Origin of the sequence: Comamonas sp. GB3 AK4-5, assembly GCF_041320665.1 — a bacterium.
Classification (GTDB): domain Bacteria; phylum Pseudomonadota; class Gammaproteobacteria; order Burkholderiales; family Burkholderiaceae_C; genus Comamonas.
The window spans coordinates 3,901,669-3,924,195 of sequence record NZ_CP166730.1; the positions used below are offsets into that span (position 1 = coordinate 3,901,669).

Below are 22,527 nucleotides of genomic sequence, written 5' to 3' on the forward strand. Positions count from 1 at the left end.
CGGCAGGGCTTTGCATCAAGGCGTTGCCAGCAGCTCCTTGGCGCGGTCCACGCTGACATTGCGCTCCGCCACCAGCGCCGCGGCAATGCGCTGCACCTGCTCGCCTTCAGCACCCGCCAGCATGGCGATGTTGCGGGCATGCAAGGCCATATGGCCGCGCTGAATGCCTTCCGTGGACAGTGCCCGCATGGCAGCCAGGTTTTGTGCCAGCCCCACTGCGGCAGCGATTTCACCCAGCTCCTGCGCGCTGCCCACCTGCATCAGGCGCAGCGCCCAGCGGGCCAGCGGATGGGTCTTGGTGGCACCGCCCACCAGGCCCACCGGCATGGGCAGCTCGATCGTGCCCACCAGATGGCCTGCCCGGTTCTTTTCCCAATGGGTCAGCGAGGTATAGCGCCCCGAACGCGCCGCATAGGCATGGGCCCCGGCCTCCACCGCACGCCAGTCGTTGCCGGTAGCCACGATCACGGGGTCGATGCCATTCATGATGCCTTTGTTGTGCGTGGCCGCCCGGTAGGGGTCGACCGCGGCAAAGGTGTAGGCATCCAAAATGCCTTCTATGACCTCCTCGCCCTGGTATTGGGCGCTGGTCAGCTGTTCGGGGCTCAAGGTGACAGATGCCCGCGCCAGCCGCAAATCCGCCAGGTTGGACAGGATGCGCAAGCGCACGCTGGAGCCGGTGATGCGCTCCAGCAAGGGCGCCACCATCTCGGCCATGGTGTTGACCGTGTTGGCACCCATGGCATCGCGCACATCCACGATCAGGTGCACCACCACCATGGGGCCACGCGGTGTGTGCTCGAACACATGCACTTCCAGGTCCTTGCAGCCACCGCCCAGGCCCACCAGCACCTTGTCCTTGGAGTTGGCCAACTCCACGATCTCGCTGCGGCGGGCCAGCACGGCCTGGCGTACGCCATGCGGGTCTGTCATGCCCACCATCTGCACCTGCGCACGCATCAGCGGCAAGGACGAAGAGGTGAGAAAGCCGCCGCTGCTGCGCGCCAGCTTGGCCATGAACGATGCCGCCGCCACCACCGAGGGTTCTTCCACCACCATGGGCACCAGCACATCGCGACCATTGACCTGGAAGTTGGTGGCCACGCCCATGGGCAGCTCAAACAGGCCGACCACGTTTTCGATCATGCCGTCGGCCGTGCCCAATGGCAGGGCGCCCGGCCCGGCCAGCAGCTGCGCATCCTCAGGACTCATGTCGGCCGCACGGGCCAGCACGGCCAAACGCTCTGCCGGCTGCATATCTCGCATGCCACTGACTCTGGAATCCATCCCCATTTGTGCTCCTTGGGCTTTTTTCTGCCCGCTGTGGACCGGTTGCCCGGCCCTGTCATGTTGGTGTTGCCACGCTGGTCATGACTCTAGGCGCGCTGTACCCTTTCAGACAGGTACAGTTCAGCGGAACAGAAATCATGACCCTCCCCATGCCAGGCTTTGAATCTTTGGCGGAATCGATAGAGCGCGAAATACGCCATGGCGCCTACAAAGCGGGCGAGAAGCTGCCCTCCATACGCGAGCTGGCGCGCTTACGCAAATGCGCCAAGAACACCGTGGTCGTGGCCTTTGAATTGCTGGTGGCGCGCGGCCTGGTGGAGCCGGTTCGGGGCTCGGGCTTTTATGTCAAGGAGCTGCCCATACGCGTGGAGCTGGACAGCTCCAACCACTCCCTGGGCCGGGCCCGCGACACGGCATGGCTGATCCGGGAGCAGCTCAAGAACGACCCCAGCTCCATCCCCGCAGCCGACGGCTTTCCGCCCACCGACTGGCTGGCCGGCGCCCGCCTGGACAAGGTGCACCACAAGGTCGCCCGCAGCGGCCTGGGCACGCTGTTCAACTACGGCAACCGCTTTGGCTATTTACCGCTGCGCCAGCAACTGGTGCGCAAGCTGGGCAGCCTGGAAATTACAGCCGACCTGCAGCAGATCATCCTCACCCATGGTGCCAACCAGGCCATGGACCTGGTCATGCGTTACTTTGTGCCGCCAGGCGCCACGGTGCTAGTGGATGACCCGGGCTACTACTTTCTGTTCGGCAAGCTCAAGGTGCATGGGGCCGCGATTGTGGGCATTCCCCGTACAGCCACAGGCCCCGATCTGGAGGCGCTGGAGCAGGCCATCATCCGCACCCGCCCGCGCATATTTTTCACCCAGTCGGTGGGCCACAACCCTACGGGCTCGGACCTGTCGGCCGCCACGGCCGTCAAGCTGGTGCAGCTGGCAGAAAAATACAATCTGCTGCTGGTGGAAATGGACCCGCTGGCAGACCTCAAGCCCAGCCAGAAGCTGCGCCTTTCCACCCTCGACCAGTTGCAGCGCACCATTTACATCGGCACGTTCTCCAAGTCTCTGTCGGCCGCGCTGCGCGTGGGCTTTATTGCCTGCAGCGCCGATCTGGCATCCGAGCTGGCCGACCTCAAGTCCATCATCCATGTGAGCAGCTCGGAGTATTCCGAGCGCACGGTCGATGCGATTTTGCGCGAGCGCTCTTACGACAAGCATTTGCTCAATCTGCAGTGCAAGCTCAGGGACGCCACGGCCAACGCCTACCGCTTTCTGGAAGGACTGGACGCCACGTTTTTTTGCCGCCCCCCCGAAAGCCTTTATGTGTGGGCCAGCTTTGCCGGCATCCCGGACTCCACGCGCCTGGCCGAATGGCTGGGCCAGCACAATGTGACCGTGGCCCCGGGCAAGATCTTTTGCCCCCACACCAACACCCCCTGCGCCACCATGCGCCTGAACACCGGGGTCGTGGCCAGCGAAAAACTGCAGACCATTTTGAGAACCGCCATTCCCCAGTACCGGGCGTTGGTGGCCGCGCAGGCCAGCAGCGACTAAGCAGCCGACCTCACAGCCCGCATGTATGACGTTGCAACCAACGTCTGCCAGTGACGTGACAAGCTTTGGAGACTTCGGCTGGAATTCCTCACGCGCCTTGGGTGCTACTGAATAAAAACTCTCAGCCCCCTGCATCAGAATTTCCCTCGCAGAATCACCGCCATATTGCGCGGCTCGCCGTAATAGTTGCCTGAAACCGAGGTTCCCATCGTTCGGTAATAGGTCTTGTCCAGCAGGTTGTTCACGTGAAAGGTCAGTGCCCAACGTGGGTCAAGGCGATACTCCGCCATCAGATTCCATACGGCATAGCCACCTTGGGTGTATTTGAACGGGACAGTAGGCCCATCGAATTTTCCGGTAGTTGCATTCCAGGTTGCAGCCGTGCCTGTCACATACTGCTTGCTTTGAATGTTGGCTCCGCCGCCGAGCTTCCACTGCGAAGCCTGATCCGGCAGCTGCCAAGTTCCCCAGAGCTTGAGCAAGTGCCGCGGCGTAATGCTGCTGAAGGGCGCATCGGTCGCTTTGTTACGGTTGTGGTTGTAGGTATAGCCCGCATAGAGGTTCACGCCACCTACCACCTCACCACTGATTTCCATGTCAAAGCCCTGGCTGACCGTCTTGCCGCTGGATACGTAGCAGCACTGCCCCGAACGCCAGGTAATGCCCTGCAGCGGATAATGAGGATCTAGCACGGCCTGGTCGTTCTGCTCTGTTCGATAGAGCGCAAAAGCTGTATTGAGCTTTCCATCCAACAACTCACCCTTGATGCCTAGCTCGGTGGTAGAGCCGTGCATGGGCTCCAGACCTGTTCCTGGTGCCGGGCCAGCCTTGTACTCTGCTTGCGGCTTGAATATCTCGGCATAGCTGGCATAGGCCGTCCATTGCCCATTCAGATCATGAACCAGGCCTGCAAACGGGACAGCCTTCGTCGGCTCGGAATAGCCCGTAGATTCCTGCGCCCCCCAGGCTCCTGAAACATCGCGTTCGCGGTAGGCCGCGCTGTACTTGTAGCGGTTCAGGCGTGCCCCGGCAATGAGCTTGGTTCCTTCTGCCAGTTCCATTCGCAAAGTGCCATACAACCCGTATTGCTTTTGTCCGTAGGGACCGTAGCTGCGCAGTGGATCCGCATTCATCACCGGCTCGGGCCATGGGGTGTTGCCTGGGTTGAATACGTCAAGCGGCCGCCCGATAGGGTTGGTGCTGTAACCGTAGTCATATTGGCGGCTGCTGATGTCCTGCATGTCTGCCCCGACCAACAGCTCATGCGTGCGACCCAGTAGCTTGAATGCGCCGCTGAGGTTCACATCCAGCAAGTTCTGGCGATTCCAATATTCGGTAGGGATACCAAGCCAGCGCGTTCCCTGCGCGGTCAGTGGGTCCACGGCCACCGCCCCAAATGCGGCCTTGGTCATCCCATGCTGACGCGCGCGGGTCGCATTGGCCCTCAGCGTCCATTGCGGCGCGACGCGCCAAGTGAGTTTGGCGAACGCCTCTTTGGAATATCCATCCATATAGGCCCAGTCTGTGGTCAGACTGGTGTGGCGTGGCAGTCCCAGGTCGGCGCCTGTGCTGTAGCGTGGCAGGCCTGCGCCGTTGCCATTTTCATGCAGGCGCTGCTCACGCATGCCCAAGGCCAGCGTGGCTGTCGGCCCAAGGTCGGCTTCGAGCACCCCGTAGAAGAAGGGTTTCTCGCTGGAGCGACGGTCCGTGAAGTATTTGCGGTTTTCATAAGCGATGACGGCTCGGCCACGCAATTTCCCATCAAAAGCCAAGGGGCCCGATGCATCGAATTCCGTGCGGTAGTTGTTCCAGCTGCCTGCACTTGCCGTGAAGCTGAACTGAGGCGTCGCTGTCGGCATCTTCCGTACAAGGTTCACCGCTCCCCCCGGATTTCCGGTGCCATTGAGCAAACCAGCCGCACCGCGCAACAACTCAATGCGATCGTATTCAGCCAGGTCATAGGCCACGTTGGCATACAGACCTGTGTCCATGGGTGCGCCGCCGTCCAGCTGGATGCTGTTGATCTGAAAACCACGCGAGTAGATGTTGGGCAATCGGTAATTGTTGTCCGTTACGGTCATACCCACGGCCTGTTCAGCAGCCTTGCCCAGGTCGGTGATGTTCTGGTCATCCAGCCGCTGCCGGGTCATCACCGCCACCGACTGCGGCATCTCACGCATCGCCTGTGCAGTCTTTCCCACGGTGATCGCATCACTGGTGTAGGAACCTGTGCCCTCCGTTTCCCCCAAGCGTTGGGCCGCAACGCGTACTTCGCGCAGGCTGTAGTCCACCGGCACATGCACTTCTGCCACGGGCTGCAGCATATAGCTGCCATCGGGTCTGCGCAGTGCTTGCAGCCCGGTGTTATGCAACAGCGCTGCGATCCCCTTTGCCTGCGTATGCCGCCCTTCCAGCCCCGGGCTGCGCAGGCCCTGCACCTGCTCCTGGGTGAAGGACAGCAACAGGCCCGAGGCGCGGCCGAAGCGGTTGAGTGCCTCATCCAGCGGGCCGGCGGGAATGCGGTAGTCGCGCAGGGCATCGGCCGCAGCGGCGGAAGGTGCAGGTGCCGCATTTTCTGCAGCCACCTGCGCCGCAGCGCTGGCGCACAGGCCGGCAGCAGCCAGGGCCAGCACCAGACGGTGAACAGCCCATGCAGGGGCCGTAGAGGAAGAGGAGAAATGCGCAGAATGCGCCTGCGCCAAAAGATCAGCCATGGTGGTCAGGGCCCGAAGGCCGAAAAAATGAAGTGCAACCCACCGGCAAAAGACCGCACCGGGTTGGCCCACAGGCGGTGCGCACCGCCTTCCTTAGCCATGTCCCGCAAGCTGCCAAAACAGCCCACCTCGGCTGAAAAAATGGGGGAAATGCGTGCATGTGCTGCCCAGGGCCACCGAAGCGGCTTTCTTTTTTCATAGCTGCCTGTGCAATAAACACCATAGTTTCAGCAGCTTTTAAGGCGAAGACTCCGACAGCATCTGCGCAAGCCGCTATCAGCTCCATAGCACTGCAATTTCGGCAGCTTGCGAGCACTTGCCGCAATGGCGCTCTACAACGCGCCCACCGGGCCTATGGCCAGCTCCTGACTGCCCCACCAGCGGGTCAGCGTGCGCACTTCCAGGTGCAGCAAGCTGCCCAAGGCCAGCATCACCCGGGGCACATCGTCCAGCGGATAAGTACCGGACACCTGCAGCCCCGCAACTGCCGGGTGGCAGACCAGGGTGGCGGTGCTGGCAGGCTGCAAGGCCTGCAACACGGCGTCCAGCCGCATGCCGCGCGCCACCAGCATGCCATCCACCCAGGCCCAGGCATCTTCCCGCGCGGGTTCGGGCGTTTGCACCTGGTGGGCATCCAGCCAGGCCTGCTGGCCGGCCGGCAGCACCTGCCCAGGTGCCAGGCGAGGCTGCAGCTGCACTGCACCTTCGTAGACGGCAACCAGGCTGCGGCCATCCTCCTCGGTGCGCACGGTGAAGCGGGTGCCCAGGGGGCGCATCTCACCCGCCATGGTCTGCACCACGAGGGGGCGTGCGGGCTGCTGGGTGTCGGGGGCCGAGGTGACATAGACCTCACCGGCGCGCAGCAGCAGCCGGCGTTCGCTGCGGTCATAGACCACATCCAGCGCGCTGCCGCCCTGCAGCACCAGCTGCGTGCCGTCATCCAGGGTCAGGCGCCGGCGTTCGCCACGCGGCGTGCGCACATCGGCCACCCAATTGCGCCAAGAATTGCGCCAGGGCATGTGCGACTCCATCTGCCAGGCCGCTCCACCACCAAACACCAGCAACACCAGGGCCTGGACCGCACGACGCCGGCCCGCACCGCGCCGAGGGGCCAGAGCGGCATGCGCCAAGGCCGTGTGCGGCGCATCCACCACGCCCTGCAGCCGCTGCTGCACCGCCTCAACGCGCTGCCAGGCCTGTTCATGCAAGGGGTTCTGGCAGCGCCAGGCCTGCCATTGCTGGTGCATGGCAGCGCTGTCCGGCGCTTCCTGCAGCTGCAGCCACCACTCCACGGCCTGCTGGGCAATGGCCTGCGGCAGGGCCTCCAAACCGGCCGGGGCGCTCATGCGGGTTCTGCGGCGATGGCCGCCATGCAATGCATGCCGGCCTGCACCAGATAGCGTTTGACGGTGGTCAGCGACAGATTCAGGGTGGTGGCGATATCGGCCTGCTTCATGCCATCGAGCTGGGCCAGCAAAAAGGCGCGGCGCACGGGCTCCGGCAGCCCGTCGAGCATGCGGTCTATGGCGTCCAGCGCCTCCAGCAGCAGGGCCCGCTCCTCGGGCGATGGGGCCATGGCCTGTGGCAACTGGGCCAGCGCCTCCAGATAGGCCCGTTCGAGTTTCTGACGGCGGTAGTGGTTAGCCAGCACGCGCTGCGCCACCGTGGTCAAAAAGGCCCGGGGCTCCCGCGCCTGCACCGGCTCCTCGCGCGCCAGCAGGCGCACAAAGGTGTCCTGCGCCAGGTCGGCAGCCTGGTGCACATCACCCAGCTTTTTGCGCAACCAGCCCTGCAACCAACCATGGTGGTCGGTGTAGAGGGTGGTGACTTCGCGGTGCAAAGCAGTTTCGGCGGCGGGCATGGGGAGCAGCGATGGATCTGGGAAACATCAAATGATATCAATTCTCATTTAATGTTTCCAGCTATGCAGAATTCTTTCTGCTCCGGCCCCACCGCCGGCTTTGCACGATGCAACTGCTTCAATGCAAAAACAAGAGCACCATGCGCTTTCATTTATTGGATCGTAGCCATAAAGGCACTTGAATCCCGGGTATGGAAAGCACAAGCCGCTCGCTTTTTAGAAGTCGTAGCGCATGCCCACATTGACGCTACGCGGTGCGCCCCAGGTGTACTGGATGCGGCCGGCGTCCCGCATGCTGGCGAAGTAGCTTTTGTCGAAGGCGTTTCTGACATTGAGGCTCAGGCTCAGGTACTGGTTCACGCGGTAGCGCGCCATCAGGTCCACAACCCAGAATGCGGGCTGCTCCAGCGCCCTGGCCGATGTCTTGCTTTGCCAGCGTGTGGATACACCTGCGGTCAGGCCACCCAATGCGCCGCCGAACTGGTAGGTTGTGCCCAGCTTGAATTGGTTTTTGGGAAGATAACTTGCGCTGCTCAGGCTGCTGCTGTTCATCACATAGCCGCCCTGTGCCTGCCAGCCACGGGCCAGTTCGCCCGAAAGCTCCAGCTCATAACCGTGCCGAGAGACGCCCGAGACGGAGCGGTAGATGCTGGTGCCATCTGGCATTTGGTCTCCGGTCAGCTCGGCTACGTTGTCGGTCTTCATCCAGAAATGGGCAATGCTGGCATTCAGGCGTTTGTCAAAGAACTCGCCCTTGGCGCCCACCTCATAGGTCTGGCCTTCTTCGGGGTCCAGCATCCGGCCTTGCGCGTCAATGGCGCTTTGCGGCTTGAAGATGCTGGCATAGCTGCCATAGAGCGAGACGTTCTCGTGCATGTCCAGCACCAACCCGGCATAGGGCGTGATGACGCCATTTTTCTTGTAGTCATTGTTCGACCAGGCATAGGGCGTGAGGTCGTACTGCTGGTAGTTTGTGATGCGCGCCCCCGTAATCAACTTGAGCGGATCGGCCAGGCTGAAGCGGCCTGTAGCGTAGAAAGAACTGCGCTTGGAGCTGAAATGGCTGTGGTTGTCTTCCGGGTAGCTGTCCAGATCGGGGCGCGCAATAGCGCCGCCACCGTTGGCGTAATCCAGCCCCAGATTGCTGAGACGGTCGCTGCCTGAATGGGCATCGGAGCGGGTGCGCGCAAAGTCGGCCCCGAACATCACTTCATGCCTGCGGCCGAAAAGCTGGAAGGGCCCTTGGAGTTCAAGCGCTAGCCCGCGGTTGCGGTTGGTGTAATCGCGCGTCCAGGACACATCGATGGCCTCGGGCACCGCAGTCCACCAGTAGCCCGATTCCGCATAGGGATTTTTCGTCTGCTCTTCGCTAGCCCGCAGCTTGGCTGTCCAGCCGCCGCCAAAGCGATGCTCCAGATTGGCAAAAAGCGTATGGGCGTCTTGTTCATAACCCGACCAGGGCGCCGCCACATTGAAGGAGCGCGGCCCCAGCCCCAGGTACTGGCCGTTGGCCGCATAGGCCTGGATCATGGCGGTGTCGCCTGCGCCGTAATACTCGCGGTGCCGGTAGATGAAGCCGACATTGAGCAGTGTGTCCGACGTCAAATCGACATCCAGCGTGCCGAAAAGCGTCTGGTTCTTGCGCTTGACGTTATCGCGAAAATCCTTGCCGTCCGCCGCCGCAGCCACGATGCGGCCACGCACCGTGCCGCTGGCGTTGAGCGGCCCACCCAAGTCCACGTCGGTGCGGTAGTTGCCCCAGCTTCCCGCGCTGGCCCCCACACTGGCCTTGAATTCATGTGTCGGGCGCTTTCGAACCATGTTGACGGTGGCCCCGTACTTGCCATCTCCATTCATCAAACCCGACGAGCCCTTGAGCACTTCGATGCGGTCGATCTCCACCATGTCGTCCATCGAATACTGTTTGTGCGTATCAACAGCCCAGCCGCCCGCCATCTGGCGCATCCCATCGACTTGCAGGTTGACGTTTTCACCACGCACAAAAAAGTTGTTGGCATCACCCTGGTGGTCAACGAACAGGCCTGGTGTCTGCTCCATCACATCCGTGAGCGTCTCCAGCTTGAAGTCGTCCATGCGCTGGCGTGTCATCACGCTGACGGACTGTGGCGTCTCGCGCAGCGACAGCGCCAGGCCCGTGGCCGTGCGGCTGGGGCCGGTCTGGGTGTAGCTGCCCGTGTCCTCGGTAGTGCCGCTGCGCTCGGCCTGGGCCTGCACCCGCACTTCGGCCAGCGTGGCGCCCGCAGCCGCTCCGGCCGGGAGCACTTCTGCAACGGCACGCAGCACATAGCTGCCCTGCCCGGCCGCCTCGGCCTGCAGGTCTGAGCCAGCGAGCAGCCGCTCCAGTGCCTCCCGCACGGTATAGCGCCCCTGCAGTCCTGCCGTGCGCTTTCCCTGCACCAACGCGGGCGGCACACTCACGCTCACGCCGGCATCGGCGGCAAATGCCGTCAGAGCCTGGGCCAGTGGCCCGGGTGGCACCAGGAACTGGCGTGGCGCCGACGCAGCTGCCTGTGTCTGCATCACCGGCTGGGCCAGGGCCATGCCTGGTGAGACCGCGAGCACAAGGCCCACGGCCATCAGCACGGCCAGGCCTGCCTGGGAAATGGGGTGAAGCGGAAAAGGTGCGCTGGACTGCGAAACCATGGTGTGTGTTTCCTTGAAAAATACGGGTCGATGAAATGGCTTGTCATCGAACAGGACACACCGGTTTCGGAAAAGGGGCCAAGCCTGGCTCCATCAGGGCAAAAAATCAGGCAGCGGGCAGCAAGGTGACCCAGTAGCGCGTGCGGTACAGCAGGCGCACGGGCAGCAGTTGCATGAGGTTGTGCAGCACGACCTCGGTATCGGCCAGCTGGAAGGCGCCCGTGAGGCGCAGGCCGGCCACGGCCGGATCACAGCGCAGCAAACCGTGGCGGTAGCGGCCCAGCTCGGCCACAAAATCGTCCAGACGCACATCGTCCACAGCCAGCACGCCGTGCACCCACTGGCCGGCGCCACTGGCCGCTGGCTGTGCCGCCTCAACCTGGTCGCGGTCAAAAGCCGCCTGCTCGCCAGCTTGCAGCCGCAGCACCGTCGCGCTATGGCGCGGGCACAGCTCCACCGCGCCCTGCTGCACAGCCACCTGGCTGCGCTCACCCTCTGTGCGCACGCTGAAGCGCGTGCCTATGGCCCGCACCCGGCCCTGGGGGGTCAACACCAGCAGGGGGCGGTGTACAGGTTGGGGGTCGGGCGCCGTTTCCAGCCAAACTGCCCCAGAGCGCAGATGGATAGTGCGCTGGTAGCTATCAAATTCAATGTCCACCGCGCTGGCCGTGTCCAGGGTCATGCGGCTGCCGTCGGCCAAGGTCCAGCCGCGCCATTCCCCCGTGGCCGTGGCGTGGCTGGCCGACCAGCGCTGCCAGGGCTCGACCCGCCAGGCCAGCCAGCCCGCAGGCGCGGCCACCATCAACACCGCCAGTGCACGGGCCGCATCGCGGCGCGCCAGGCGCTGGGGCCGGCGCAGGCTGGCACTGCCCAGTGCGGGCGGCACCCCAGCGGCGCGCTGGCTCACGGCCAGGGCACGCTGCCAGGCCAGCTCATGCTCGGGCGCCCGGGCACGCCAGGCCGCGCAGGCCTGGTGGTCGGCGGCAGGGGCATCACCCGCCTGCAGCCGCACAAACCATTCGGCGGCCTGCAGGGCCACTGCACGCGTCAGCACCGGCGGCATCTCAGCAACTGGGCCGGTCCGGTTCATGGCGCCAGCAAAATGCATTCGGCCATGGCCTGGGCCATATAGCGCTTGACGGAGCGCAGGCCCATGCCCAGCTCCTCGGCAATGGCCGCATAGGTGAGCCCATCGACCTGGGACAACACAAACACGGCCCTCACCTTGGGCGGCAGGCCATCGAGCATGGCATCCAGCTCCTGCAGGGCCTGCAAAATCACCAACTGCTGCTCGGGCGAAGGCGCCTGGGGTTCAGGCAAGGCGGCCAGCGCGGCCAGATAGGTCTGCTCCAGCGACTGGCGGCGCAGGTGGTTGATCAGCAGCCGCCGCGCCACCGTGGCCAGGTAGGCACGCGGCTCACGCAGCGGCGCTGCCTGCAGCCCGGACTGGCCCGCAGGCGTGGCCAGCAGGCGCACAAAGGTGTCCTGGGCCAGGTCTGCGGCCTCCCAGGCATTGCCCAGACGTCGGCGCAGCCAACCCTGCAGCCAGCCATGGTGGTCGGTGTAGAGGGTGGCGACTTCGCGGTGCAAAAGGCTGGGTGAAGAGGTCATGGCGAGAGCCCGGGTGTATTGCAGGCCCGGGTACCGCAATCAAACAAGAATCATTCTTATTCAATTGTACCTATAAGACCATCCCCACCGGCACCACGCTCAGAAGACGTAGCGCAGATTGGCCTTGAAACTGCGTGGCGCGCCCCAGAAAACCGAGTTGTAGTTGCCAATGCCCGCGTAGTAGTACTTGTCGAACAGATTGTCGACGCTGAAGGTGGCCTTGAGCTGGCGGCTCAGCTGCACCCCAGCCACCAGCCCCACGACGGTGTAAGCGGGTTGGCTGAAGCGCCGGTCTGCTCCCGCAATCTGCTGCGTGAAATAAGTCCCGCTTTGCCACTGGACATTGCCTCCCACGCTCACATGCTTCCAGGTCCCAGGCAGGCGATACATCGTGGCCAGCTTGAAGGTCTTCTCGGGCTGGTTCGCACTGACACGCTTGCCATAGGCATCGCGCGGCTGGATATAGGTGATGCCTGCGCCCAGCTGCCAGCCCGGCTGCAGCTCACCAAAGACCTCCAGCTCCACGCCCTTGGTGGTCACACCTTGAATGGCCACAGAGGCCACGCCGCCGTCGGGCCGTGTGGCACCACTGGGGTCGTTGATGGCGTAGTTGTCCTGCTTCAGCTGAAACAGTGCCGCGCTGGCGTTGAGTTTGTTCTCAAGGTAGCTGCCCTTGATACCGAGCTCATAGCTTTTGCCCGTCAAGGGGTTCAGCTGGCGATCCTGGGCATCGTAGTTGTATGCCTGGGGCTTGAAGACATCGGTGTAGGAGGCATAGACCGTGTGCTGGCCATCCACATCCAGGGTCACGCCCGCATAGGGGATGAACTTGCCATGGATCTTGGTGGAAGCGTAGCTGGAGCGCCCCAGCGCATTGATGCTGGCCAAACTCCACGCGTAGTCGGTGACACGGCCACCCAGGATCAGCGACAGCCGATCGGAAGGCTGCAGCACAGTGGCCGCATAGGCAATCTTCTGGCGGGCATTCACGTCAAACCGCGACCACCATTCATAAGCCGTGGGCTGGCTGGCGTTGTTGTCCCAGTGAAAAACATCCGGAATCAGGGCATCGGTATCGCCATCCGAGCGATTCGATACGGCCTTGGTACGCGCGCTGCCATAGCCCAGCACCAGCTTGTGATCACGCCCGCCCAAGGCGTATTTGCCGGACAGCTGCAGGTCCATGCTGTCTTCCGTCGTATCGGTATTGAACTGGGAAGCACCACCCGCATAAAACCCGTGGTCCACGCTGTGCGTAGTGGCGTCAATGGTGGCACTGCTGATGCCCGAGATGACCTCCCGCGACTGGTAGGTGCGCCGCCCCAGATGGGCCTTCAGATTCCAGCCGCTGCCCAGCTCATGCTCCAGCGTGGCAAACAGATGCTGTGTATCTTGGTCACGGTGCGCCCAGCGATCGGCCGCATTTGTGGAGCGGGAGAACCGCGCCACCGTCCCATCCGAGAAGAAGGCCGGCAGATGGCTGTTGGTCGTTCCCTGGCCTTTGTTCTGCTGGATGTTGAAGCCCAGCGACAGCGTGGTCGACGCCGCCAGATCGGCTTCCACAATGCCGTACAGCAGCGATTTGCGCGTCTTCAGGTAGTCGATAAAGCTGCGGCTGTCCTGGGCTGCAGCCACCAGGCGCCCACGGATGCGGCCATCTGCGCTCAAGGGGCTGGAGAGATCCACCTCGCTGCGGTAGTCATCCCAGGAGCCGACATCCACGGATGCATGCCCCTGAAAATCCGCCGTGGGCCGCTTGCGCACCAGGTTGATGACCCCGGAAGGATCACCCACGCCATTCACCAGGCCTGTTGCGCCCTTGAGGATTTCGACACGGTCATAAATGGCAGAGTCGGTCAGACTGTAGTTGTCACGCACATTGCCGCCGGCGCTGGACAGGCTGGGCACGCCGTCGAACTGAAAGTTCTCCACCTGAAAGCCCCGGGCATAAAAGCTGTAGCCCTCGGTGTTGTCGCGGTTCACCGCAATGCCTGGCGTCTGCCGCAGCACGTCGGCAATGCCCTGCAGGCCCTGGTCGTCCATTTGCTGGCGCGTGATCACCGTGATGGACTGCGGTGTCTTTTGCAAAGCCAAATCCAGCTTGGTGGCCGATTCACTGGAGCGGGCGATATAGCGCCCCGATCCCTCCGTGGGCATGCTGCGTCCGGCCTCGGCCGTCACCTTCACTTCGCCCAGCATGGCCCCCGGCCCTGCCGCAGCGCCCGGCACCACCACCGGCAAGGCCCGCAGGGTATAGACACCGCCGCTGCCGGCCACCGCCTCCAGCCCCGTGCCAGCCAGCAGGCCGGCCAGGCCATCGCGCAGGCCATAACGGCCCTGCAGGCCGGGCGAGGTCTTGCCCTGCACCAGGGCCGGCGGCATGGTGATGCTGATGCCCGCGCGCACGGCAAAGCTGGCCAGGGCCTCATCCAGTGCGCCCAGCGCGATCTGGTAGTTCTGCATGGTCTCGGCCTGCGCCGCAGCAGATGCGGCCAAGGTCTGCGCCTGGCCTGTGCCCGCCGTGCAGGCCATGGCAATCAGGGCGCAACGCGCCGCCAGCGCCAAGGCATGGCGCGGGGTTGCAGGGTGAAGGTGAAAAAACGGGCGTGCCATGGACGATCGGGCTCCTGAAGCTTGTTGTGCAAAGTTCTCCTAGGCTTCACACGCCAGAAAAATAAAAGGGACAGATTTTTTGCAAAAAATGCATCGCATTTGCTTTCCGTAATGTCTGGAATCAAGCGCTGTGGTTTTCGAGGCTGCCCCTCACCCCCACCCTCTCCCCGAAGGGGCGAGGGAGTCACACCAGGGGGCAGTACGCAAAACCGGCACAGCGCTGGCAGTACCCCAAAGCCAGAGCTGCCGCGCAAGGGCCGCCCCGCAGCGCGGGCAGCGTCCCCCTGCCCGCGAGCGCAGCGACGCGAGAGCGGGGGGAAGGCGCACAGCGCCTCAGGGGGGTGTCACCAGAGTCACCCAGTAGCGAGTGCGATAGCGCAGGGCCACGGGCAGTACCTGGGGCAGGCTTTCCAGCACGGCCGTGGTGTCGCCCTGCAGCTGAAAAGTCCCCGAGATACGCAACTCGGCCACGGCGGGGTCACAGTGCAGCACGCCGGGGCGGTAGCGGCCCAGCTCGGCCGCAAAGTCCGCCAGCCGCATATTGCGCACCTGGAGCACACCATGGGCCCAGCCCTCCGCGTCGGGCGTTACCACCTCCGCAGCAGCGATGGACTGTGCCGTCATACGGGTTTGCTGGCCGGCCTGCAGCACCAGCACCTGCTCGGGTGCTGCGCGCGGGCGCAGCTCCACCGCGCCGTCGAGCACGGCCACGCGCGTGGTATCGCCGTCCTGGCGCACGGTAAAGCGCGTACCCAGGGCACGCATGCGCCCCTGGGCCGTGGCCACCACCAGGGGGCGCGGCGGGAGGTGCGCATCGGCTGCAGTTTCTATGTAAATCGCCCCGTGCAGCAGGTGCAGCAAGCGTAGATCGCTATCAAACCTGATGTTGACGGCGCTGGCCGTGTCCAGCTGCAGCCGGCTGCCATCGGCCAGTTGCAGCGTGCGGCGCTCGCCCGTGGCGGTGTGCAGATCGGCCAGCAGGTCGGCAGCACCACCGTGGCGCCAGGCCAGCCAGCCCGTGGGCGCGGCCACCAGCAGCAGGGCCAAGGCCTTGACGGCCCGGCGCCTTTGCGCGGCAGCGCGGTTCAACACCGGCAGCGCCAGCGAGGGCGGCAGCCGGGCAAAGGTTTGCCCCACATGTTGTGCGCGCTCCCAGGCTACGGCATGCGCGGGATGGGCCGCATGCCAGTGCTGCCAGCGCTGCCGGTCCTGGCCGCTGGCCGCGCCGGACTGCAGCAGAAAAAACCACTCGGCCGCCTGCAGCGCCATCTGCTCGCTGATGGCCTCCGGGGCCACGGTCTGCACCCCGCTCATGGCTGCAGCAGAATGCAGCGCGCCATGGCCTGTGCCATATAGCGCTTGACGGTGCGCTCGCTCAGGCCCAGGCGGGCGGCGATCTCGGCATAGCCCAGGCCTTCGAGCTGGGCCAGCAAAAAGGCGGCGCGCACGGCTGGCTTGAGGCCGTCCAGCATGGCGTCCACCTGCTGCAGCGTCTCCAGGATGATGGCCTGGTCTTCGGGCGAAGGCGCCATGGGCTCGGGCAGTTGGGCCAGGGCCTCCAGATAGGCCTGCTCCAGCGAGCGGCGCCGGTACAGATTCGCCAGCAGGCGCTTGGCAATCAGCGTCAGATAGGCGCGCGGCTCGCGCAGCTGCCAGCCGCCCTGCTTCTCGGGCGTGGCGTCTGGCGCATCCAGCAGACGCACAAACGTGTCCTGCGCCAGATCGGCCGCATCGCCTGCATGGCCCAGCCTGCGGCGCAGCCAGCCCTGCAACCAGCCATGGTGGTCGGTGTACAGAGCGGCAATATGCTGATGGTCAGGGCTGTGCGCGGCAGACATGGCGTCCCGGTTCCTTGGCGGGACAACAGCCCCAATTAAACAAGAATCATTCTTATTCAATTGTAGCCGTTTCGCGCTGACCGCGAACATGGCTTCTTACCGCGGCTGCCAAGCGCCTCAAAAGTGGTAGCGGGCCGTCAGGTTCACATTGCGCTTGTCGCCATAGACGCCGGTGCCGTAGGAGCCCAGGCCGGGCATATAGGTCTTGTCGAACAGGTTGTTGATGTTCAGCGCCAGCGACCATTGCTTGTCCACCTCATAGCGCGCCATCAGTCCCACCAATGCATAGGCGCGCTGGTCCGCACGCCAGTAAGGGGCACTCGACTGCTGGAAGTAGGTCAGGCTCTGCCAGGTCAGCGAGCCGCCCACGGTCCAGCGCTGGCCCACGCCGGGCAGGCGGTAGCTGGTGCTGAGCTTGAACAGATGTTTGGGCTGGTTGGTGTTGACCGCGCTCAGAATCACATCGGGCTGCGCCGGCGCCTTCGATGTCCGATAGGTGTAGCCACCATAGACATTCCAGCCCGGTGTGATGGTGCCGGAGACCTCCATCTCCACGCCCTTGCTGGTCACCCCGTCCATGACCACATAGGCTTCCTCGCCAGAGCCGGGGTTGGTGCCGACAAACTGCGGCGCATTGCGCTGCTGGATATGGAACAGCGCCAGCGAGGTGTTGAGCTTGCCATCCAGCAACTCGCCCTTGACCCCCACCTCCTTGCTCTTGCCCGTCAACGGCGGCAGGGGATTGCCGGCCCGGTCCTTGTAATAGGTCTGGGGGTTGAAGATGTCGGTATAGCTGGCGTAGAGCGAGAACTGCGAGTCCAGGTCATACACCACGCCGGCATAGGGCACGGTCTTGTGTGCCACGCGCAGCTGATTGCCCACGCTGTAGCTGCCATTGAGGCCCGTGGTGTCGTCCAGCATGTCGTACCAGCTCACACGCGAACCCAGAATGACAGACAGCGCATCCGTAGGCCGCAGGCGTGCCGCCGCAAAAGCCCCCTTCTCCACAATGCGGGTCATGCGGTGGTTGCGCAGCACAAAGTTGGGCCGTGGCGCCGAGCCATCCCATTCAAAGTAATTGCCCACAGGGCCATAGGCGTTGTTGTAGCCGGGCGCATGCCGGCGCTGGCGCGACCAGCTGGTGCCAAAGCTCAGCTCATGCTCGCGCCCCAGCAGCTCAAACGGCCCGGACAGCACGGCATTCACCGCATGGGTTGTCGCATCCGAAGGAATCTTGTTGGACAGCATGTTCACCCCCAGCCCGGTGACCGGGTCCACCATGCCGTGGGCCGCCACGCCGACTTCCACATCACGCGACTGGCGCAAGCGGCCGGCCGAGACATCCAGCTTCCAGCCGTTGGCAAAACCATGTTTGAGCTCGGCAAACACATTGGTGCTGTCGTTGTCCCAGTACGACCAGCGCGCAGCGGGATTGAACGAGGTCGGGAAATGCGTGCGGCTGCCGTCCGTGAAGAACAAGGGAATGTGGCCAAAGCTCGCGCCCCGGGCGCGGGTCTGCATATGGTCCAGCCCCAGGCTCAGGGTGGTGTGTGCCGCCAGATCGGCTTCCACAATGGCGTAGAGATTGCGTGCATTGCGGCTGTAGTCATCCACCTGTGACTTGGCGTTCTGGGCCACGGCCACCACGCGGCCACGCACGCGCCCATCGGCCGTGATGGGGGTAGAGATGTCGGCTACGCCGCGCAAGCGCTCATGGCTGCCTATGCCGGCCTCCACCGAAGCCTGGAACTCACGGCTCGGGCGCTTGCGCACCAAATTCACCACGGCCGAGGGGTAGCCCGCCCCCGTCAGCAAGCCGGTTGCGCCCTTGACCACTTCCACCCGGTCATAGATGGCGCTGTCGGCCAGCGAGGTGGTGTATTGGTTGGCCGCGTCCATGGTGTTGGGCACACCATCGAACTGGAAGTTCTCTATGGAGTAACCACGTGAATAAAAGGTCGTGCGCTCGCTGTCATTGCGGCCCACGGTGACGCCCGTGGTCTTTTCCAGCACCTCGGGCAGGCTGGTCAGCCCTTGCTCGTCCATCATCTGCCGGGTGATCACCGTGGCAGACTGCGGCGTCTCGCGCAGCGACAAGCCCATGCGCGTGGCCGTTCCACTCTGGCGCACGGTGTAGGAGCCCGAGCCTTCGGTGGCCGTGCTGCGTTCCGCCTGGGCCGTCACCTTCACCTCGGCCAGGCTGCTGCCCGCATGCAGTGGCTGCGCCTTTTTTTCCAGGCTGTAGCTCCCGCTGGGCCGCTGCACCAGTTGCAAACCGCTGCCAGCCAGCAGGCGCTGCAGCGCCTCGTACGCAGTGAAGCTGCCCGCCACGGCGGGGCTGTGCAGGCCCTGGGTCAGCGCGGGGTCGAAAGACAGGGCCATGCCCGCGCCGGCGGCCACTTCGGCCAGGCTCAGGCCCAGCGGGCCGGCGGCGATGCGGTAGCTCTGGACAGTCTGGCTGGCTGCGGGCGCCTGCAGGGCGGCATCGGCCGCAGCATGGGCCGTGCCAGCAGCCAGGGCCATGCCCAGCAGGCTCAGACGGACAGCAGCCGCCACGGGGTGGTAAACAGGGCGCGGGGCCAGGGAAACAGACATGGGAAACAGTCCTTGCGCAAAAGCCATATGAAAGGGTTCACAGGCTTTGCCAAGCGAGAACGCAAAAGGTCTCAGCTGCGGTGCAATTTTTTTCAGGTGTGCGGCATTCACCGGGCCAGCAGCGTGACCCAGTGGCCACGCCAGCGGCGCGCCACCTGCAGCGGGTAGGTGGACTCCAGCATGGCCAGGGCCTGGTCGGTATCGGTCAGCGGGTAGGCCCCCGAGATGCGCAGCTGCGCCACCTCGGGCGCGCATTGCAAGACACCGGAGCGGTAGCGCGACAGCGCGGCGCAGACCGCATGCAACGGCATGGCGTCCGCCACCAGCATGCCTTGCACCCAGGCCTGTTGGGCAGCTGATACGGGCTGCAGCGCCTCCAGGCCTTGCGCCGTCAGCACGGTTTGCTGCCCGGCCTGCACCACCATGGCGGGAGCCAGGGCCTGGCTGGGCGTGGCCTCTACCGCCCCCTCGGTCACGGCCAGGTGCACGGCCGCATCGCTGCAGCGCACCGTAAAGCGCGTACCCAGGGCGCGCAGCAGCCCCAGCGCGGTGTGCACGGCAAAGGGCCGCTGCGCGCCACTGGGATCGGCCGCGGTTTGAATAGAAATCGCCCCCTTGCGCAAGTAGATCAAGCGCTGGCTGCTATCAAAAACAATGTCTACCGCCGTGGCCGTGTCCAGCAGCAGGCGGCTGCCATCGGCCAGGGTGAGGTGGCGTTGCTCGCCGATGGCGGTGTGCGCATCGGCCGTCCAGCCCTGCTGCTGTACCAGGCTCCAGCCCAGCCAGCCTGCAGGGGCCACGGCCAGCAAGGCGGCCAGCTTGGCCACCACGGCGCGGCGCTGGCGGTGGCCATGGCGCACCGACCGGTCCAGGGCCGGCATGGCCAGGGCGGCGGGCAAACCACCCAGCTTGCCCATCAGCGACTCGGCCCTGGCCCAGGCCTGGTGGTGGGCAGAGCTGGTCTGGCTCCAGCGCTCGAAGTCCGCGCGCTCGGCGGGGCTGAGCGCACCGCCATGCAGGCGCACCAACCAATCGGCAGCCTCGTCCAGCAGGCTTTCTGCCATGGCCTCTGGCGCCACGGCGCTCACGCCGTCAACGCCAGGCATTGGCGAAAGGCCTGGGCCATATAGCGTTTCACGCTGCTCAGCGACACGCCCAGCTGCTGGGCGATGTCTTCGTACTTCATGCCATCGAGCTGCGAGAGCAGAAAAGTCCGCCGCACCAGGGGCGGCAGCGCATCCAGCATGGCGTCGATCTCGTTGAGCGTCTCCAGCACCAGAGCACGCTGCTCGGGCGAAGGCGCCTCGGGCTCGGGCAGCAGGGCCAGCGCCTCCAGATAGGCCTGCTCCAGCGCCTGGCGCCGGTACCAGTTGACCAGCACGCCCTTGGCCACCGTGGTCAGGTAGGCACGCGGGGTTTGGAGGACGCCCACATCACGCGCTCGCAAAATGCGCACAAAAGTGTCCTGCGCCAGATCGGCCGCATCGCAGCTATTGCCCAGGCGCCGGCGCAACCAGCTCTGCAGCCAGCCATGGTGGTCAACATAGAGGGTGGCGACTTCGCCATGCGTGGCGCAGGAGGAAGAGTTCATGGCGGATGCCCGGGTCCTGTGCGGAGCCTGGCATCCGCATCAAACAAGAATCATTACTATTTGTGGATTCTAGCCTGGGCAGGCCCTGGGCTATCATCGCGGCCTTTTCCTTCCCCACACGCCGACAGCGTTTTTACGCGGCAGCCGCGCGACGATATGAGCGACTATCTCAAGGCCCTGGCGCTGTCCTCGGCGCTTTCCCTGGCAAGCGCCCCCACCCAGGCCGCGCCGCCCCAGGGCATACGGCTGCAGGACGCCAGGCACAAAGCGATTGCCCTGCCTCGCCCGGCCCAGCGCATCGTCTCGCTGCAGCCCTCGTTCACCGAGGCCATCTGCGCCCTGGGCGGCTGCGATGCCCTGGTGGGCGTGGACCGCTATTCCACCTGGCCGGCACAGGCCACCGCCCTGCCCCAGGTGGGCAGCATCCGGGACCCGGACATAGAACGCATCATCGCCCTCAAGCCCGATGTGGTGCTGGCCCGGCCCAACCACCGTGTGGACGAGCGCCTGGAGCGCCTGGGCATCACCGTGCTGACCCTGAATGCCCAGACCTATGAGGACATGGAGCGCGAGCTGGAAACCCTGGCCCAACTGCTGGGCCGCCCGGGTGACGGCACCAGGCTGTGGCGGCAGACGCGGGAGCGGCTGGAAGCCCTGCGCCGCCAGATGCCGGCGCAGTGGCAGGGGAAAAAAGTCTATTTCGAGCTGCACAGCGGCATGGCGGCTGCGGGCGAGGCCTCGTTCATAGGACAGACGCTGCAAAGCCTGGGCCTGGTCAACATCGCCGGGCGCGACCTGCCCATGTACCCCAAGCTCAGCCCCGAATATGTGGTGCGCGCCAACCCCGATCTGATCATCACCATGGCCGACCTGCCCGTGCCGCCCCCCGAGCGCCAGGGCTGGGGCCGCGTCACGGCCTTGCGCGGCAACCACTACTGCCGCATTCCCAATGCCGAGTTCGATGTGCTGGTGCGCCCCGGGCCCCGCATCGACGAGGCGGCGCGGCAAATCGTGCAATGCCTGCAGAAAATGAAAGTCTCCCCCTGAATCGCGATGCGCCGGAGGGGGACGACACCAGCGCGGCGGGGCGGCCCTTGCGCAGTGTCCCTGGCCTTGGTGTGCGCCAGTCTTAGAACGTGTTCAACGTCTCCTCGCGGCGCGCCAATGTCTTTGCGGGATGGGATACAAGGCGCGATACCGCAGCAATAGCCGCGCTATTGCGAAGATTCGCAACACAGTAGACCGCCCGCAAAGCCACTGGCCCGAAGGGTTGGAGCGAAATCGGGCGATTTCATCGCGCTGGCGCTTGCTTGCACACGAGTGCAAGCTGCGCCCCATCGCTTCGAACTCCTCCCGATTGCGCTCCAACGCGCCTGCGTAGAGACTTTGAACACGTTCTTAGACGCTACGCAGCATATTTCACGCGCTGTGCTCGCAGGTTGTTCAGAGCATTCCAGAAAATGACGTCGCCTGCCGGGGCGAGACCCGGTCTCGGAATGCAAACTCAGCACAACAACCCAATTCGGCGCCAAGGCTCATCTCAGGCATGGCAGGCGATCAACCCCATCCATCCTCACTCCGGCAACACCAAGCCCACCGCATCCGGCCAGGCCCGTACCAAGCGCTGTGCCCCAGCAAACTGCGGCCTGGCCGCCGGTGACTCGCAATCCACCAGCACCTGAGACAGGCCTTGGGGGCCGCGCTGCTGCTCCAGCGCCAGCACATCGGGGCTGCGAAAGTCGCTGAGTAGCCACAGGCAGGCGGGCTGGCCCTGCTGCTGCGCACGCCGGGCCAGCAGTTCCCAGGCCTGGTGCACGGCCAGGGCCAAAGGCGTGCCGCCGCCGCCACCTAAGGGTTCGATCAGCGCGGCATTCCAGCGCGGTGCGCGGCCGGGTGGCAGCCGCCAATGCACCTGGCCGGCGCCAAAGCACAGCAAGGCCACGGGCATGCGCTGCAAATAGGCCCAGCGCATCCATTGCAACACCAGGCCCTTGGCGCGCGCCAGGGCACCGCTGGCCATGGAGGCCGAACAGTCCAGGGCAAACACATGCAGGGTCTGGGGTGTCGTCAGGGCCTGGCGCCAGCGCAAATGCGCGGGCTGGAGGCCTGCCTCGGGGTCGGCCTCCAGCAGGCGGGCACGCAGGCTGGCCGGCCAGTCCAGCATGGCGCCGGCATCGCCGGGCATCACACC

The 22,527-nt window shown here is 64.6% G+C and carries 16 protein-coding genes; 2 read left to right on the forward strand and 14 right to left on the reverse strand.

The features are described from left to right. Positions 1-15: 15 nt before the first annotated feature. Positions 16-1,293: a hydroxymethylglutaryl-CoA reductase, degradative gene (locus tag ACA027_RS17535; protein WP_370679480.1), complete on the reverse strand. Its 1,278-nt coding sequence runs from the start codon at positions 1,291-1,293 to the stop codon at positions 16-18. Positions 1,294-1,427: 134 nt separating this feature from the next. On the opposite strand from ACA027_RS17535, the gene ACA027_RS17540 reads away from it, so the two are divergent. Further along, on the forward strand, positions 1,428-2,849 hold the full coding sequence (locus tag ACA027_RS17540) for a PLP-dependent aminotransferase family protein (RefSeq protein WP_370679481.1): 1,422 nt from the start codon (positions 1,428-1,430) through the stop codon (positions 2,847-2,849). Between the two features lie 134 nt (positions 2,850-2,983). Here the strand turns inward: ACA027_RS17540 and ACA027_RS17545 are convergent, their stop codons facing one another. The 12 genes from ACA027_RS17545 to ACA027_RS17600 form a co-directional block, all read right to left on the reverse strand. Further along, the gene (locus ACA027_RS17545) at positions 2,984-5,563 is read right to left on the reverse strand and encodes a TonB-dependent siderophore receptor (protein ID WP_370679482.1); all 2,580 of its coding nucleotides are present in this window, start codon (positions 5,561-5,563) and stop codon (positions 2,984-2,986) included. 332 nt (positions 5,564-5,895) lie between these two features. Further along, positions 5,896-6,909: a FecR domain-containing protein gene (locus ACA027_RS17550; protein ID WP_370679483.1), complete on the reverse strand. Its 1,014-nt coding sequence runs from the start codon at positions 6,907-6,909 to the stop codon at positions 5,896-5,898. Then, entirely contained in the window at positions 6,906-7,424 is a 519-nt protein-coding gene (locus tag ACA027_RS17555; protein WP_370679484.1) for a sigma-70 family RNA polymerase sigma factor, read from the reverse strand. Before ACA027_RS17555 ends, ACA027_RS17550 begins: the two co-directional genes overlap by 4 nt. Before the next feature lie 216 nt (positions 7,425-7,640). Beyond that, on the reverse strand, positions 7,641-10,088 hold the full coding sequence (locus tag ACA027_RS17560; RefSeq protein WP_370679485.1) for a TonB-dependent siderophore receptor: 2,448 nt from the start codon (positions 10,086-10,088) through the stop codon (positions 7,641-7,643). A gap of 106 nt (positions 10,089-10,194) precedes the next feature. Next, a complete protein-coding gene (locus tag ACA027_RS17565; protein WP_370679486.1) occupies positions 10,195-11,178 on the reverse strand; it encodes a FecR domain-containing protein in 984 nt (327 codons plus the stop codon). Continuing rightward, the gene (locus ACA027_RS17570; protein WP_370679487.1) at positions 11,175-11,699 is read right to left on the reverse strand and encodes a sigma-70 family RNA polymerase sigma factor; all 525 of its coding nucleotides are present in this window, start codon (positions 11,697-11,699) and stop codon (positions 11,175-11,177) included. The genes ACA027_RS17565 and ACA027_RS17570 overlap by 4 nt, the downstream gene beginning before the upstream one ends. Positions 11,700-11,798: 99 nt before the next feature. Next, positions 11,799-14,312, reverse strand: coding sequence for a TonB-dependent siderophore receptor (locus ACA027_RS17575; protein ID WP_370679488.1), 2,514 nt, complete (start codon positions 14,310-14,312; stop codon positions 11,799-11,801). Between the two features lie 333 nt (positions 14,313-14,645). Next, the gene (locus ACA027_RS17580) at positions 14,646-15,626 is read right to left on the reverse strand and encodes a FecR domain-containing protein (protein ID WP_370679489.1); all 981 of its coding nucleotides are present in this window, start codon (positions 15,624-15,626) and stop codon (positions 14,646-14,648) included. Next, a complete protein-coding gene (locus ACA027_RS17585) occupies positions 15,623-16,150 on the reverse strand; it encodes a sigma-70 family RNA polymerase sigma factor (RefSeq protein WP_370679490.1) in 528 nt (175 codons plus the stop codon). The genes ACA027_RS17580 and ACA027_RS17585 overlap by 4 nt, the downstream gene beginning before the upstream one ends. A 117-nt stretch (positions 16,151-16,267) precedes the next feature. Further along, on the reverse strand, positions 16,268-18,745 hold the full coding sequence (locus ACA027_RS17590) for a TonB-dependent siderophore receptor (protein WP_370679491.1): 2,478 nt from the start codon (positions 18,743-18,745) through the stop codon (positions 16,268-16,270). A 107-nt stretch (positions 18,746-18,852) separates the two neighbouring features. Beyond that, positions 18,853-19,851 carry a FecR domain-containing protein gene (locus ACA027_RS17595; protein WP_370679492.1) on the reverse strand — a complete coding sequence of 333 codons (999 nt, stop codon included), beginning with the start codon at positions 19,849-19,851 and terminating at the stop codon, positions 18,853-18,855. After that, positions 19,830-20,336: a sigma-70 family RNA polymerase sigma factor gene (locus tag ACA027_RS17600; RefSeq protein ID WP_370679493.1), complete on the reverse strand. Its 507-nt coding sequence runs from the start codon at positions 20,334-20,336 to the stop codon at positions 19,830-19,832. The genes ACA027_RS17595 and ACA027_RS17600 overlap by 22 nt, the downstream gene beginning before the upstream one ends. A 156-nt stretch (positions 20,337-20,492) precedes the next feature. Here ACA027_RS17600 and ACA027_RS17605 point away from each other — a divergent pair, with 156 nt between their 5' ends. Further along, the gene (locus tag ACA027_RS17605) at positions 20,493-21,383 is read left to right on the forward strand and encodes an ABC transporter substrate-binding protein (RefSeq protein ID WP_370679494.1); all 891 of its coding nucleotides are present in this window, start codon (positions 20,493-20,495) and stop codon (positions 21,381-21,383) included. Between the two features lie 526 nt (positions 21,384-21,909). Here the strand turns inward: ACA027_RS17605 and ACA027_RS17610 are convergent. Continuing rightward, complete coding sequence (locus ACA027_RS17610) at positions 21,910-22,521, reverse strand: VWA domain-containing protein (RefSeq protein ID WP_370679495.1); 612 nt, start codon at positions 22,519-22,521, stop codon at positions 21,910-21,912. Positions 22,522-22,527 lie beyond the last annotated feature (6 nt).